The 13768-nt window shown below is 68.2% G+C and carries 13 protein-coding genes; 7 read left to right on the top strand and 6 right to left on the bottom strand.

What is annotated here, in order from left to right; translation table 11 throughout:
- The first annotated feature begins 117 nt into the window (after window positions 1-117).
- The 6 genes from D456_RS0105365 to D456_RS0105340 all read left to right on the top strand — a co-directional run bounded on the left by D456_RS0105365 (window position 118) and on the right by D456_RS0105340 (window position 6128).
- Window positions 118-1812 carry an ABC transporter substrate-binding protein gene (locus D456_RS0105365; protein ID WP_017575134.1) on the top strand — a complete coding sequence of 565 codons (1695 nt, stop codon included), beginning with the start codon at window positions 118-120 and terminating at the stop codon, window positions 1810-1812.
- Between the two features lie 65 nt (window positions 1813-1877).
- A complete protein-coding gene (locus tag D456_RS0105360) occupies window positions 1878-2873 on the top strand; it encodes an ABC transporter permease (RefSeq protein WP_017575133.1) in 996 nt (331 codons plus the stop codon).
- Window positions 2870-3778: an ABC transporter permease gene (locus D456_RS0105355; RefSeq protein ID WP_017575132.1), complete on the top strand. Its 909-nt coding sequence runs from the start codon at window positions 2870-2872 to the stop codon at window positions 3776-3778. The genes D456_RS0105360 and D456_RS0105355 overlap by 4 nt, the downstream gene beginning before the upstream one ends.
- On the top strand, window positions 3778-4731 hold the full coding sequence (locus D456_RS0105350; protein WP_017575131.1) for an ABC transporter ATP-binding protein: 954 nt from the start codon (window positions 3778-3780) through the stop codon (window positions 4729-4731). Before D456_RS0105355 ends, D456_RS0105350 begins: the two co-directional genes overlap by 1 nt.
- 1 nt (window position 4732) lies before the next feature.
- The gene (locus tag D456_RS0105345) at window positions 4733-5644 is read left to right on the top strand and encodes an ABC transporter ATP-binding protein (RefSeq protein WP_017575130.1); all 912 of its coding nucleotides are present in this window, start codon (window positions 4733-4735) and stop codon (window positions 5642-5644) included.
- 280 nt (window positions 5645-5924) lie between these two features.
- On the top strand, window positions 5925-6128 hold the full coding sequence (locus tag D456_RS0105340) for a cold-shock protein (RefSeq protein WP_017575129.1): 204 nt from the start codon (window positions 5925-5927) through the stop codon (window positions 6126-6128).
- Window positions 6129-6232: 104 nt separating this feature from the next.
- Here D456_RS0105340 and D456_RS0105335 read toward each other — a convergent pair whose 3' ends face one another.
- The 6 genes from D456_RS0105335 to D456_RS0105310 all read right to left on the bottom strand — a co-directional run bounded on the left by D456_RS0105335 (window position 6233) and on the right by D456_RS0105310 (window position 11849).
- Window positions 6233-6985, bottom strand: a complete 753-nt coding sequence (locus D456_RS0105335) for an MIP/aquaporin family protein (RefSeq protein ID WP_017575128.1) — start codon at window positions 6983-6985, stop codon at window positions 6233-6235.
- Window positions 6986-7090: 105 nt separating this feature from the next.
- Window positions 7091-8584 carry a glycerol kinase GlpK gene (gene glpK, locus D456_RS0105330; protein ID WP_017575127.1) on the bottom strand — a complete coding sequence of 498 codons (1494 nt, stop codon included), beginning with the start codon at window positions 8582-8584 and terminating at the stop codon, window positions 7091-7093.
- A 234-nt stretch (window positions 8585-8818) separates the two neighbouring features.
- On the bottom strand, window positions 8819-9598 hold the full coding sequence (locus tag D456_RS0105325) for an IclR family transcriptional regulator (protein WP_017575126.1): 780 nt from the start codon (window positions 9596-9598) through the stop codon (window positions 8819-8821).
- A gap of 56 nt (window positions 9599-9654) precedes the next feature.
- The gene (locus tag D456_RS0105320; RefSeq protein ID WP_017575125.1) at window positions 9655-10665 is read right to left on the bottom strand and encodes a threonine aldolase family protein; all 1011 of its coding nucleotides are present in this window, start codon (window positions 10663-10665) and stop codon (window positions 9655-9657) included.
- A 93-nt stretch (window positions 10666-10758) separates the two neighbouring features.
- Entirely contained in the window at window positions 10759-11220 is a 462-nt protein-coding gene (locus tag D456_RS0105315) for a MarR family winged helix-turn-helix transcriptional regulator (protein ID WP_017575124.1), read from the bottom strand.
- Window positions 11217-11849: a DJ-1/PfpI family protein gene (locus tag D456_RS0105310; protein ID WP_017575123.1), complete on the bottom strand. Its 633-nt coding sequence runs from the start codon at window positions 11847-11849 to the stop codon at window positions 11217-11219. Before D456_RS0105310 ends, D456_RS0105315 begins: the two co-directional genes overlap by 4 nt.
- Before the next feature lie 514 nt (window positions 11850-12363).
- On the opposite strand from D456_RS0105310, the gene D456_RS0105305 reads away from it, so the two are divergent.
- Window positions 12364-13743 carry a GntP family permease gene (locus D456_RS0105305; protein ID WP_017575122.1) on the top strand — a complete coding sequence of 460 codons (1380 nt, stop codon included), beginning with the start codon at window positions 12364-12366 and terminating at the stop codon, window positions 13741-13743.
- Window positions 13744-13768 lie beyond the last annotated feature (25 nt).

Here is a 13768-nt window from a genome sequence, read left to right as displayed (position 1 = left end):
CGTCACTTACCCGGTTCAGCAAGGGCTCCCTCGCCCCCGCTCTGGGAGCGCTCCCAACCCAGGTGGCGCTCCGAGGATCCACCCCCCGAGGGCCGCCGGGTGGAAGGAGGATTCGAGATGAGATCCCTGCGGCTTCCGGCCGCACTGGTGGCTGTGGCCCTTGTCGCCACCGCCTGCTCCGACGACGAAGGAACGGGCGGCTACCCCCGAGACGAGACCCTCTACACCACGGGCACCGCGTGGGGACCCCCGGTGAACTGGAACCCCCTCATGCCCGGCCTGTTCGCCGTAGGCACCAAGGGCCTGGTCTACGAGTCGCTCTTCCATTACGACCCGGAGGAGAACGAGTACGAACCCTGGCTCGCCGAGAGCGACGAGTGGACCGAGGAGAACGTCCACGTCATCACCCTGCGCGAGGGCGTGGAGTGGAACGACGGAGAGCCCTTCACGGCGGAGGACGTCGTAGCCACCCTCGAACTCGGGGCTCACGACGCCGTGCACTACGGCAACATCTACGACATGACCGAGTCGGTCGAGGCCACCGGTGAGCACGAGGTCACCGTCACCTTCGAGGACAACCGGCCTCAGGAGTGGATGAACTGGGCCTACAACGAGGCCATCGTGCCCGCCCACGTCTGGGCCGGCATGGACGAGGAGACGGTCACCGACAACCCCAACGAGGACCCCGTCGGTACCGGCCCCTACGCCTACGAGTCCAGCACCGACGACCGTATGGTCTGGGAACGCAACGACGCCTGGTGGGGCACCGAGGCCCTCGGCCTGGAGATGCAGCCGCGCTACATCGTCGACATCGTCAACACCTCCAACGAGATCACCATGGGCATGCTCGACCAGAACGAGGTCGACATGTCCAACAATTTCCTGCCCGGCATCGATCAGGTCCTGGAAAGCAACGAGGCGATCACCAGCTACTACGACGAGCCGCCCTACATGCGCAGCGCCAACACGGTCTGGCTCGTCCCCAACCACGAGCGCGAGCCCCTCGGCGACGCCGCCTTCCGCGACGCCCTCGCCCACACCGTCGACCTCCAACAGATCATCGAGGGCCCCTACTCCAACCTCGTCGAACCCGCGAACCCCACCGGCCTGCTGCCCGAATGGGACGACTACATCGACCACGACCTCGTCGAGGAGGAGGGCTTCACCTTCGACCCCGACAGGGCCGCGGAGATCCTGGAGGAGGCCGGCTACACCGACGAGGACGGCGACGGTTTCGTCGAGACCCCCGACGGCGACCCGATCAGCCTGAGCCTGGAGGTGCCCTCGGGCTGGACCGACTGGATGGAGGCCGCCCGGGTCATCGCCGACAACGCCCAGGACGTCGGCATCAACATCGAACCGGCCTTCCCCGACGAGAAGCTCCTCGTCGAGAACCGCAACAGCGGCGAGTACGACCTGGCCCTCAACAACGAGGTACAGCTCAGCAACACCCCGTGGACCTACTACGAGTACCTCTTCGAACTGCCCCTGCGTGAGGACCAGACCACGGCCAACTTCCAACGCCACGAGAACGAGGAGGCCTGGGGACTGGTCGAGCAGCTCGCCGAGGTACCCGCGGAGGACGACGAGGCCATGGCAGAGATCGCTGCCGAGATCCAGGAGATCCAGCTGGCCGAGAACCCCGCCATCCCCCTCTGGTACAACGGCCTCTGGTCGCAGACCAGCGACACCGTCTGGACCAACTGGCCCAGTGAGGCCGACGGCCCCCACCACCCCGGCACCATGTGGAACGACTGGTTCGAACTGGGCGCCATCAGGACCCTCGCCGAGATCGAGCCCGCCGCCCAGTAGCCCGCCGTGCCCCGGCCCGTGACCGGGCCGGGGCACCCCTCCATCCCCATCACCGGGAGGTTCGTGTGTGGCGCTACATGGGACGCAAACTCTTCGTCTACGCCCTCACCTTCATCGTTGCGGTGACCATCAACTGGATGATCCCGCGCTTCATGCCCGGCGACCCCGTCCGGAGCATGCTCAACCGGGGATCCATCAGCGACCCCGAAGCCCTCGAACGTATGACCGCCTACTACAACGAGGTCTTCGGCCTCGACGCACCGCTGCACGAGCAGTACCTGAGCTTCTGGGCCGGTCTGCTCCGCGGTGACCTGGGCATCAGTGTCATGCTCTACCCCGAGCCCGTCGTCGACGTCATCCTGCGCGCGGTGCCCTTCACCCTGGCGCTGCTGGTTCCCGCGATCGTCCTGAGTTGGATCGTGGGCAACCGGTTCGGTGCCTTCGCCGCCCGCAGCAAGTTTCTCGACAACAGCATCCTGCCGGTGGGTTACGTCCTCACCGCCACCCCGTACATGTGGCTGGCACTGCTCATGGTGTGGAGCCTGGGCATCGTCGCCGGCGTCTTCCCCACCGCGGGCGGTTACAGCCTCGCCCTCACCCCCGGCGCCAACTGGGAGTTCGTCTCCAGCCTGATCACCCACTGGTTCCTGCCGTTCCTGTCCATGTTCGTCGTCGCGCTCGGCGGGTGGGCGATCGGCATGCGCAACATGATCATCTACGAGCTGGAGGCCGACTACGCCACCTATCTCCACGCGCTCGGGGCACCCCGCCGGCTCGTGCGGCGCTACGCGTTCCGCAACGCGATGCTGCCCCAGATCACCGGCCTGGCCGTGCAGCTCGGCACCATCATCACCGGCGCCCTGCTGACCGAGATCGTCTTCAACTACCCGGGCCTGGGCACTCTCGTCCTCGACTCCCTCGACAATCGTGACTTCTTCCTGCTCCAGGGGATCTTCCTGTTCGTGGTCGTCGGGGTGCTCATCGCCAACTTCGTCATCGACATCGTCTACGTGCTGATCGATCCGCGGACCCGGGTGCAGATGACGGGAGGCTCCTCATGAGCAATATCGCCGGAGCATCGGGGGCCACCCCCGGATCCGCCCCCGGACCGTCCGGGGAACGCCGGGGCTCCGAGGCCCTCCACTTCGCCCGACGCAACCCCAAACTCCTCATCGGCCTGACGCTGGTGCTCGGGTTCCTGCTGCTCGGGATCATCGGACCGCTCTTCGTCGACCACGGCCCCAACCAGTACGTGGGACCGCAGAGCCGGCCGCCCAGCGGCGAGTACTGGCTCGGCACCACCACTTTCGGGCAGGACGTGTGGGCCCAGTTCGTGTACGGGATCCGCTCGACCTTCCTCATCGGGATACTCGGCGGGGGCGTCGCCTTCCTCATCGGTACCGCGATCGGGTTCCTCGCCGGCTACCGCGGCGGGATCGTCGACGAGGTCCTCAACATGCTCACCAACGTGGTGCTGGTCCTGCCCGCTCTGGTCGTGCTCATCATCGCCGTGGCCTATCTCGACGCACGCGGACTCGTCGTCCAGGCCGTCTTCATCGGCCTCACGACCTGGCCCTGGGCGGCCCGTGCCGTCCGTGCCCAGGCCCTGTCACTGGCCACACGCGAGTACGTGGACCTGGCCCGCCTCAGCGGACGACGCACCTGGCGCATCATCACCACCGAGATCGCCCCGAACATGAGCTCCTACCTGGTCATGAGTTTCATCCTGCTGTTCGGCGGCGCCGTACTGACCGCCGCCGGCCTGGACTTCATCGGGCTCGGACCCACCGACGGGGTCTCCCTCGGACTGATGCTGGAGAACGCGGTGGCCTGGAGCGCCCTGCAACTGGGCCTGTGGTGGTGGTTCGTTCCACCGGGACTGGCGATCACCGTCATCGTCGGATCGATGTACATCCTCAACGTCGGATTGGACGAAGTGTTCAACCCCAAGCTGCGGGAGCTGTGATGAGCCTGCAAGTGAACGACCTGAAGGTCCATTACCGGACCCTGCGCGGAAACGTGCACGCCCTCGACGGTGTCACGTTCTCCCTCGAGGACGGCGAGATCATGGGTCTGGCAGGGGAGTCCGGTTGTGGGAAATCCACCCTCGGCAAGAGTCTGATCCGTCTGGACTCGCGGATGCACCACGCCGGCGGGAGTGTCCGGCTCGACGGCCGCGAGATGCCGATCGCCGACGACAAGGCGATGGTACCGCTGCGTTTCCACGAGGTCTCGCTCATCCCCCAGTACGCGATGAGCGCCCTCAACCCCACGCGCCGGATCGGCCGGATGATCGACGAGCTCCTGCGCGCCCGCGGGGTGCGTCCCGCCGACAAGGCCGACGAGCTCCGGCGCCGCCTCGAACTGGTCGGGCTCGAACCCGACGTGCTGCGCCGGTTCCCCATCGAACTGTCCGGCGGTATGAAACAGCGAGTGGTCATGGTCCTGTCGACCCTGCTGGACCCCTCGCTGCTCATCGCCGACGAGGTCACCTCCGCACTGGACGTGTCCACCCAGCGTTCGGTCGCCGAGTCCCTCGTGGAGTTCCGCGACCGGGGCTACGTGCGCAGCATGGTGTTCGTGACCCACGACGTCTCGCTCGTGTACCAGATCGCCGACACGATCATGGTGATGTACGCCGGGCACGTGGCGGAGAAGGGACCGGCCGCCTCGATCGTCTCCGAGCCCCGCCACCCCTACACCCGGATGCTCCTCTCGGCCCTGCCCGAGGTGGGCTCGACCTCCGGCGAGCGTCTGCAGGGCATCCCGGGCACCCCGCCCGGCCTGCTCGACCCGCCGACCGGGTGCCGGTTCCGGGCCCGCTGCCCGATGGCCTTCGACAAGTGCGTCGAGCGGCCCCCGCTCGTGGAGACCGCACCCGGCCACTGGTCGGCGTGCTGGAAGACGGGAGAGGAGTGACGTGCTCGAACTCAGTCACGTGCACAAGGTCTACCGGGTGGGCGCCTTCGGCGGCGGCCGCAAGCGCGCGGTCCGCGACGTCGATCTGACGGTGCGCCCCGGCGAGGTCGTCTCGCTCATCGGCGAGAGCGGCAGCGGCAAGAGCACCCTCGGCAAGATGGTCCTGGGCCTGACCCGCCCCACCTCGGGGCGGATCACCTTCGAGGGCACCGACATCAGCACCATCAAGAGCTTTCGCGCGAAGAAGGAGTACCACCGGCGGGTGCAGGGGGTCTTCCAGGACCCCTTCAGCTGCTTCAACCCGATCTTCAAGGCCGACCGGGTCCTGACGATGATCCGTTCCTCCTACTTCCCGGACGTCTCCGACGCCGACTGGCGCGACCGGGTCGTCTCCTCGCTGCGCACGGTGCGCCTGGACCCGGACAACGTCCTCGGCAAGTACCCGCACCAGCTCAGCGGCGGACAGCTCCAACGGCTGCTCATCGCCCGGGCGCTGTTGCTGGACATCCGGATGCTGGTGGCGGACGAGGTCATCAGCATGCTCGACGCCTCCACCCGCATCGACGTGCTCAACCTGCTCGCCGACCTCAAGGAACGCGGGCTCGGCATCCTCTTCGTCACCCACGACCTGTCCCTGGGCACCTACGTCAGCGACACCACGGTCATCCTGCGCAAGGGCGCCGTCGCCGAGATGGGGCCCACCCGCGAGGTCTTCGACGACCCGCGGCACCCCTACAGCCGGCACCTGCTCTCGTGCGTGCCCCAGCTCCACCGGAGCTGGGCGGAGGTCGACGCCCAGCTGGCCGCGGAGGAGCCGGAGCCGGTGCGGTTGCCGACCCTGGTCGAGGGCGACGACTCCGCGCCCATGGTCGAGGTCGGGGAAGGGCACTTCGTCGGTGCCGACCAGGGGTGAGCGGGGCTCGTGCCGGGAGCTTCCGGGATCCGGGCCGGTCAGCGGGGTGCGGGACCGGGTCCCGGGTATTCCCGTGGCCACGGTGGCTGTCCCCACACGAAAACCCGGGCCAGGCCCCGGTGTCTGTGATAGATTCTGATCAGATTGTTAGTCGTTGAATTTCGCAGTTGGTGACACGCCCGCGGAGTTTGTGACCGGCGGGCGGTTCCTTGTGGGCCGGCTCGCGGCAATTGGCGGGTGTGAGTGACGCACCCGCGCCCGAAGAGCTGAAGGAGAGAACATGGCTCAGGGAACTGTGAAGTGGTTCAACGGCGAGAAGGGCTTCGGCTTCATCTCCCCCGACGACGGCGGCCCGGACGCCTTCGTCCACTACAGCGCGATCCAGGGCACGGGCTTCCGTAACCTGGAGGAGAACCAGCGCGTGGAGTTCGACATCGTCCAGGGCTCGCGTGGCCCGCAGGCGGACAACGTCGCCGGCATCTGAGAGATGACGCGCTGATCCCCGCCCCGCGGGGAACATGAGCGAAACAGAACGCCCCCGGTAGGACCTCGGTCCCGCCGGGGGCGTTCTTCGTGTGTGGGAGGGGTTCAGGCACCGAACCCGGTGAGGTACCAGATCCAGGCACCGATGACACCGCCGATGACCGGGCCCACGATCGGGATCCAGGAGTAACCCCAGTCCGAACCGCCCTTGCCCGGAATGGGCAGGAGCGCGTGCGCGATACGCGGACCCAGGTCACGGGCCGGGTTGATCGCGTAGCCGGTGGGGCCGCCCAGGGACAGGCCGATCGCGAAGACCAGCAGACCGGTCAACAACGGCGCGATACCGTTCGAGAAGAAGTCGGTCAGCTGGGCCCCGTTCTCGACCGAGACCGAACCCTCGTTCGCGCCGATGCCGAGGATGCCCAACAGGAGCATCGCGGTACCGATGATCTCGGTGGCGAGGTTGGCGATCGGGTTGCGCACGCCCGGAGCGGTACCGAAGACCCCGAGCTTGCCGTCGGGGTCGTCGGTGATCTTCCAGTGGGCGAAGTAGGCCAGGTAGACCAGGACGGCACCGGTGAAACCGCCCGCCACCTGCGCGGCGATGTAGCCGGGCACCTGCGCCCATCCGAAGTCGCCGATACTGGCCAGACCGAGGGTGACGGCCGGGTTGATGTGGGCACCGCTGGTGGCGCCGACGACGTAGACCGCCATCGCCACAGCCATGCCCCAACCGAACGTGACCACGATCCAGCCGGCCGCGTTGGCCTTGGACTTGGCCAGAGTGACACCGGCGACGACGCCGCAACCGAGCAGCGTCAGGATCGCGGTTCCGATGAACTCCGCTAGATACACCATTGGGTTCCTCCGCCCCGTGCGGGGCCGTGAGACGGGCTGGAGCGCCTCAGCGCGCTCCGGGGGTAGGGGTCCCGGTCACCGCAGGGGACGGTGCCCGGGCAGGACTCAGTCCTCGTGCTCGACCCAGTCGAGAGTGCGCTTCACGGCCTTCTTCCAGTTGTGGTACTCGCCTTCGCGCTTGCCGGCGTCCATCTCGGCGTTCCACTCGGCGGCCTTGTGCCAATTGGCGCGCAGCGTTTCGATGTCGGGCCAGTAACCGATGGCCAGGCCGGCGGCGTAAGCGGCACCCAGGCAGGTGGTCTCGGCGACCATGGGGCGCACCACTTCGGCGCCGAGCACGTCCGACAGGATCTGCATGAGCAGGTTGTTGGCGGTCATGCCCCCGTCGACCTTGAGCGTGGTCAGGTCGATGTCGGAGTCCGCGTTCATCGCGTCGACGACCTCGCGGGTCTGCCACGCGGTCGCCTCCAACGCGGCCCGGGCGATGTGGCCCTTGTTCACGTAGCCGGTCAGACCCGCCAGGACACCGCGTGCGTCACTGCGCCAGTGCGGGGCGAACAGACCGGAGAAGGCCGGGACGATGTAGGAACCGCCGTTGTCGTCGACCGTGCGCGCCAGGGTCTCGACCTCCGGGGCGGTGGAGATGAGGCCGAGGTTGTCGCGCAGCCACTGCACCAGGGACCCGGTGACGGCGATGGAGCCCTCGAGGGCGTAGACCGCGTCCTCCTCACCGAGCTTGTAGCCCATGGTGGTGAGCAGGCCGTTCTTGGAGTGGATCGGCTCGGTCCCGGTGTTCATCACCAGGAACGTGCCCGTCCCGTAGGTGCCCTTGACGTCGCCGGGGTCGAAGCAGGTCTGGCCGAACAGCGCGGCGTGCTGGTCGCCCAGGGCCGAGGCGACCGGGGTACCGGACAGGTATCCGCGGGCCTGCCCGTAGACCTCGGAGGAGGAGCGGATCTCCGGCAGGATCCCCCGCGGGATGCCCATGGCCTCGAGCACTGTGTCGTCCCACTGCAGTGTCTGCAGGTTCATGAGCATGGTGCGGCCGGCGTTGGTCACATCGGTGACGTGCTCACCCGTGAGGTTCCAGATGACCCAGGTGTCGATGGTGCCGAACAGGACCTCGCCGCGTTCGGCGCGCTCGCGCAGGCCCTCGACGTTGTCGAGGAGCCACCGGATCTTGGGGCCGGAGAAGTAGGTGGCCAGGGGCAGGCCGCAGATGTCACGGAACCGGTCCTGGCCCTGATCGCCCCCGAGCTCGCGCGTGATCTCGTCGGTGCGCGTGTCCTGCCAGACGATCGCGTTGTAGACCGGCTCGCCGGTCTCCTTGTCCCAGATGACGGTCGTCTCACGCTGGTTGGTGATGCCGATCGCCGCGACCTGCTCGGGGGTGATGTCGCTCTTCTGGACGGCCTCCTGGAGAACGACCTCGACGTTGGCCCACAGCTCCTTGGGGTCGTGTTCGACCCACCCCGGCTTGGGGAAGATCTGCCTGTGTTCACGTTGATCGACGGAGACGATGCGTCCGTCCCTGTCGAAGAGAATGCAGCGGCTCGACGTGGTGCCTTGGTCGATCGCGGCGATGTACTGCTGACTCATCGGTTCTCGCCTTCAGAATGTGACGATGGAAGGTACGGACGCCTGCGCCTCTTCAGTTGTCCCCGAACGTTGTACGGCATTGACGTATGAGTGGCGTCAGTTTCGTCCCAGTTCAGTTCCCATGTCAAGCGGTGTAATGCAGTCGTGGCACGTGGATCACACACGGTTCACACACGACTATCGTCGGTCGTCGCCACCGGTCGCCCCGAACATGGGCGAGCCGGTGTGTCGTTCTCAGAAACGGATGGCCCCCAGCTCGCGGGAGACCGCCCGAGCTGCGTCGCGCACGTAGGAGACCTGCTGCATGTCGGGCTCCCCGTCCTCGTCGCGCAGGCGTTCGACCGCGCCTCCCACCCCGATGGCCCCGACCGTGAGCCCGCGGCGGTCTTGGATGGGTGCCGCGATCGAGACCTCGCCCTCGACCAGTTCCTCGGCCTCCCAGGTCCAGCCGGCCTCGCGGACGGTGGCCGTGCGTCGGGCCAAGGCCTCGGGGGAGGTGATGGTGTGCCGCGTGAAGGCGGGCAGGTCCGCGGCCGGGTCCTCTTCGGCATCCTCCGGGCGGGCCAAGGGGTCGTAGGCCAGGAGGACCTGGCCCAGGGAGGTCGCGTGCAGGGGCAGCAACCCGCCCACGTCCAGACTCTGGCGGCTGGAGTCGGGGCGGAAGACGTGGTGCACGACCAGGACCCGGTTCTTGTGGAGGGTGCCGATGCGTACGCTCTCACCGCTGAGTGAGGCGAGGCTGTCGGCCCAGTTCAGTGCCCGGGCGCGCAGTTCGTTCCCGTCGAGGTAGCGGCTGCCGAGGCTGAGCATGCCTCCGCCCAACCGGTAGTGGCCGGTCTCGGCGTCCTGCTCCACGAACCCCACGTGTTGCAGGGTGCGCAGGATCCCCAGGGTCGTGCCTTTCGGCAGGCCCGAGGATCGCGAGATCTCGCCGAGGCCCACCCCTTGCGGTGCCCTCGACAGGAAGCGCAGAAGGGCCGCGGCGCGTTCGATGGACTGGATCCGTCCCGGCATTGCGCTGCTGTCACTCTCTTGTACGGCAATGTCGCACGAGCCAGATTACTACCCGTTCACAGATCGGTGAGGGCTTTCTCGATCGCCCGTGCTGCATCGGCCACGTCCTCGGTCCCGATCTCCTGCCGCAGTACCATCCGCACCCGGTCGCCCGAACCCAGCGCACGTACCCCGTGGCGGGCGAAGGCCTCCGCATGGGCCCTGCCACTACCCTCGGCCACACCGATCAGGACCATGTTCGTGTGGGCCTCCGCGCTGATCCCCGGCAGTCCGTCGATGCGTCCGGCCAGGTCCGAGGCGTGCCGGTGGTCCTCGACCAGACGCTCGCGGTGGCGGCGCAGAGCATACAGCGCACCCGCGGCCACGATCCCGGCCTGGCGCATGCCCCCGCCCAGCAGTTTGCGGCCCCGACGGGCCCGCCGCACTGTCTCGGCGTCGCCGGCCAGCGCCGACCCCACCGGGGCGCCCAGGCCCTTGGAAAAACAGACCGACACCGAGTCGAAGCCCTGCGCCACCCGGGACGGAGGGACCTCCAGACCGACCGCGGCGTTCCAGAGCCGGGCACCGTCCAGGTGCGTGCGCATCCCGTGGGCACGTGCGAACGCGGTCACCCGCTCCTGCTCGGCCAGGGGCAGGACCCGACCGCTGAAGGTGTTCTCCAACCACAGCAGGGCGGGCTCGGCACGGTGCACGTCGTTCTCGCCCGCACCGGCCGCCCAGGACTCCAACAGGGTGTCGGGGGGCCACGGGTCACCCGAGTACAAGCGCGGCAGCACCCGCGAGAGTACGGTGGCCGCGCCCTGCTCGTCGCCGATGAGGTGGTGCTTCTCGTGCGCCCAGACCTCCTCGCCGCTGCGGGCGGCCACGAACAGGCCCAGCTGGTTGGCCATGTGGCCGGACGGAACGTAGAGGGCGGCCTCCTTCCCCAGCAGGGACGCGGTCTCCTCCTCCAGGGCCCGGACGGCAGGGTCCTCGCCGAACACGTCGTCGCCGACCTCGGCCCCGGCCATGGCCTCGCGCATCCGCGGGGTCGGAACGGTCAGTGTGTCGGAGCGCAGATCGATCACGGGTCTGTTCCTCGGAAGGGGTGCGTGCGTGCCAGGCCAACGATAAGCGGCCCCGGCCCGGTACTGCGCAGTCGGGGCCCGCGGTCGGGCTGCTCAGCGGCGCTCCCAGCGGGCAACGGCCTCGGACAGGGCCTCCATCCGGGCCAGGGTGTGCCGGAGCTCCTCCTCGCCGAGCTCGGCCAGGAGCGCCCGGGCCATACGGGTGCGTTCCGGGGCGGGGCCGCGCAGTGCCTCGTGCCCTTCCTCGGTGGGGCTGAGCAGGCGGGCCCGGCTGTGTGCGGGGTTGGGCAGGTACTCGGCGAGCCCGGCATCCACGAGCGCGTCGGCGATGCGTTGGACGCTCTGGCGCCGTGTTCCCAGGTGGCGGGCGGTATCGGAGACGGTCCGGGGGCGTTCGGCAACGGTCTCCAGGATCTGCCACCGCGCCGCGGTGAGCCCGGAGGCGCGCGCCATGCGGTCGTGGGCGGCCAGGAGCCGGCCGTGGAGCCGGGAGGCGGTCAGCGAGGCCTCACCGAGCAGCGATGTCTCCGGTCCGGGGGCCTGGCTCACGCTCATGCCCCCTCAGGGAGGGAGTGGTAGGCATCGAGGTCGTGCTCGGCGTGCAGCCGGTACCAGGCGTCCAGGACCCGGGGAGGGTACGCGTCGAGTTCGGCGAAGACCGCCCGGGCGAACTCCAGTGTCGCGGTGGATGCTGCGGTGATGAGTCCGCCGTCGGCCGCGGTGAGGGTGTCCCGGTGGCGGCGGGCTCCCTGGTAGCCGGTGGCCAGGAGGTAGTCAGGGGTGGTGCTGGTGTGGTCGCGGTGGTCCAGGAGCCCTTCCCGCGCCAGCCCGGCCGTGGCACTGCAGATCGCCGCGACGGGGACACCGGCGTCGAGGAAGATCCCGGCGGCCGAGGCGAACGGGGACATGCGCTCGGGGTCCTGATCCCACCAGGAGGAACCGGGCAGCAACAGCATCGAGCTGCTGGAGGGCTTGAGCTGGTGGAGCGTGATGTCGGGCAGGACCGTCAGCCCGCCCATCGTGGTCACGGGCGCGCCGCTCAGGCCCACGGTCACCACCTCGAACCGACCGGTCCGGGGCTGCCACTCACTGTTGCGCAGATGGGCCGTGGCGTGTCCGACCTGCCAGTCGGCGAGCTGATCGTAGACGGCGAGATGGACGGTCTTCCGGTAGTCGTCATTCATGTCAGAAAGCTGTCATTGCGACAGTGTGCTGTCAATGCTCTCGGGGGAATCCGGCTGCCACCTGGTCCACTCGGGAGCTTGCCGGGTGCTCGTGTGCATGCGGGGCGGCCGCGGGGGAGCGGGGCGGGGTCGAAGGCACTCGGAGTACGCACTGATCTATCCGGTAACGCAGGCGGGGGCAAGAGCGTCCCGGTGATAGGTCCGTCCGGAACCGGGGACGCGACGAGTGTGCGTAGCCGGTCGGCTCTCTGGCGGGTGATCCGTCGCGATATGACCGACCTTGATTGGTCCGGGCCGTAACACCAGGTCGTGGCGCCGGGACTGTGCGGACCCATCCAAGGTGAATGTGACCAGGGTCACACTCGTGCCTTTCGGGTTGTTCATCCTTATGCGTTCACAGAACCTCACAAATGGTATTACCATTCTCGAAGTTCGCCCCAAGGGCAGGCCATGCCCATCCCCCTGGGGCCGGGGGCGAGCTCCTCCCAGACCCAGCCACCCGGAAGGCTCCGCCGTGGAGAACTTCGCACCCGTCTACGGGACGGGACCCCTCCTTGGGATCGCCGCCGGCGCGATCGCCCTGTTGTTGTTCCTGATCATCCGTTTCAAGGTCCACGCGTTCATCGCACTGGTCCTGGTCAGCGTGGTCACCGCGCTGGCGGCCGGCATCCCGGTCGACCAGGTGGTGCCCACCCTCCTCGACGGTTTCGGCGGGACCCTCGCCAACGTGGCCCTGCTCGTGGGCCTCGGTGTGATGATCGGCAGCATGCTCGAGATCACCGGCGGTGCCGCCGTTCTGGCCGGGGCGCTCATCAAGCTGTTCGGTGAGAAACGGGCACCCCTCGCCCTGGGCGTGTCCTCACTGATCTTCGGCTTCCCGATCTTCTTCGACGTCGGCCTCATCGTGATGCTGCCGATCGTCTTCAGCGTCGCCCGGCGCCTCGGCGGCTCCCTCCTCATGTACGCGCTGCCCACCGCGGGCGCCTTTGCGGTCATGCACGCCTTCGTGCCCCCGCATCCCGGCCCGGTCACCGCTGCCGTCGAGCTCGGCGCGGACATGGGAACGACCCTGCTCGTGGGATCGCTGCTGGCGGTCCCCACCTGGTACCTGTCCAGCTACCTCTTCGGCCTGTGGTCCGGAAGGCGCTGGGAGCTGCCCGTCCCCGACGACGTCATGGGCGACGGCGAGGTCAAGCACGATAACCCGCCGCACCTGCTGACCGTGCTCAGCATCCTCGTCCTGCCGATGCTGCTCATCTTCGGCAACACCGGTGTCAGTACCGCCGTGGAGACCGGGACCGTGTCCGAACAGGCCCTGTGGGCCCAGGTCCTGATGATGCTCGGCCAGGCCCCCATCGCCCTGCTCATCACCGTCCTGTACGCGATGGCGGTGCTCAGCGCCGGCCGCTTCACCCGCAGGCGGGTGGAGGAGATCGTCGGCGGTGCGCTCGGCCCCGTCTGCGGCATCATCCTCATCACCGGTGCCGGGGGCATGTTCGGCGGCGTCCTGCAGACCAGCGGTATCGGTGAGGCACTCGCCGGGACCCTCGACGACACGGGCATGCCGGTCATGCTCGCGGCCTTCGTCATCGCCCTGGCCCTGCGCGTGGCCCAGGGCTCGGCCACCGTCTCGATCACCACAGCCGCGGGCCTCATCGCCCCGGCTGTCCAGTCCACCTCCGGTCTCTCCGGGGTCGACCTGGCCCTGATCGTCATCGCCATCGCCTGCGGTGCCACCGCGCTCTCACACGTCAACGACTCCGGGTTCTGGCTGGTCGGCCGGTTCCTGAACATGGACGTCAAGACCACACTCAAGACCTGGACCGTCATGGAGACCCTCATCGGCTTCATCGGTTTCGGCCTCGCCTTCGGCCTGCACCTGGTCCTACCGTGACCCGGACCTCGAGCCGTGCAGCGGC

Origin of the sequence: Nocardiopsis kunsanensis DSM 44524 (assembly GCF_000340965.1) — a bacterium.
In the GTDB taxonomy this organism is placed as follows: Bacteria; Actinomycetota; Actinomycetes; order Streptosporangiales; family Streptosporangiaceae; genus Nocardiopsis; species Nocardiopsis kunsanensis.
The sequence above is the reverse complement of the archived record's forward strand: the minus strand, read 5'-3'. Positions and strand labels throughout refer to the sequence as shown.

Coding starts and splice junctions, on each gene's coding strand:
- D456_RS0105365 (WP_017575134.1), top strand. CDS start 118: ATGAGATCCCTGCGGCTTCCGGCCGCACTGGTGGCTGTGGCCCTTGTC.
- D456_RS0105355 (WP_017575132.1), top strand. CDS start 2,870: ATGAGCAATATCGCCGGAGCATCGGGGGCCACCCCCGGATCCGCCCCC.
- D456_RS0105350 (WP_017575131.1), top strand. CDS start 3,778: ATGAGCCTGCAAGTGAACGACCTGAAGGTCCATTACCGGACCCTGCGC.
- D456_RS0105340 (WP_017575129.1), top strand. CDS start 5,925: ATGGCTCAGGGAACTGTGAAGTGGTTCAACGGCGAGAAGGGCTTCGGC.
- D456_RS0105335 (WP_017575128.1), bottom strand. CDS start 6,985: ATGGTGTATCTAGCGGAGTTCATCGGAACCGCGATCCTGACGCTGCTC.
- glpK (WP_017575127.1), bottom strand. CDS start 8,584: ATGAGTCAGCAGTACATCGCCGCGATCGACCAAGGCACCACGTCGAGC.
- D456_RS0105325 (WP_017575126.1), bottom strand. CDS start 9,598: ATGCCGGGACGGATCCAGTCCATCGAACGCGCCGCGGCCCTTCTGCGC.
- D456_RS0105315 (WP_017575124.1), bottom strand. CDS start 11,220: ATGAGCGTGAGCCAGGCCCCCGGACCGGAGACATCGCTGCTCGGTGAG.
- D456_RS0105310 (WP_017575123.1), bottom strand. CDS start 11,849: ATGAATGACGACTACCGGAAGACCGTCCATCTCGCCGTCTACGATCAG.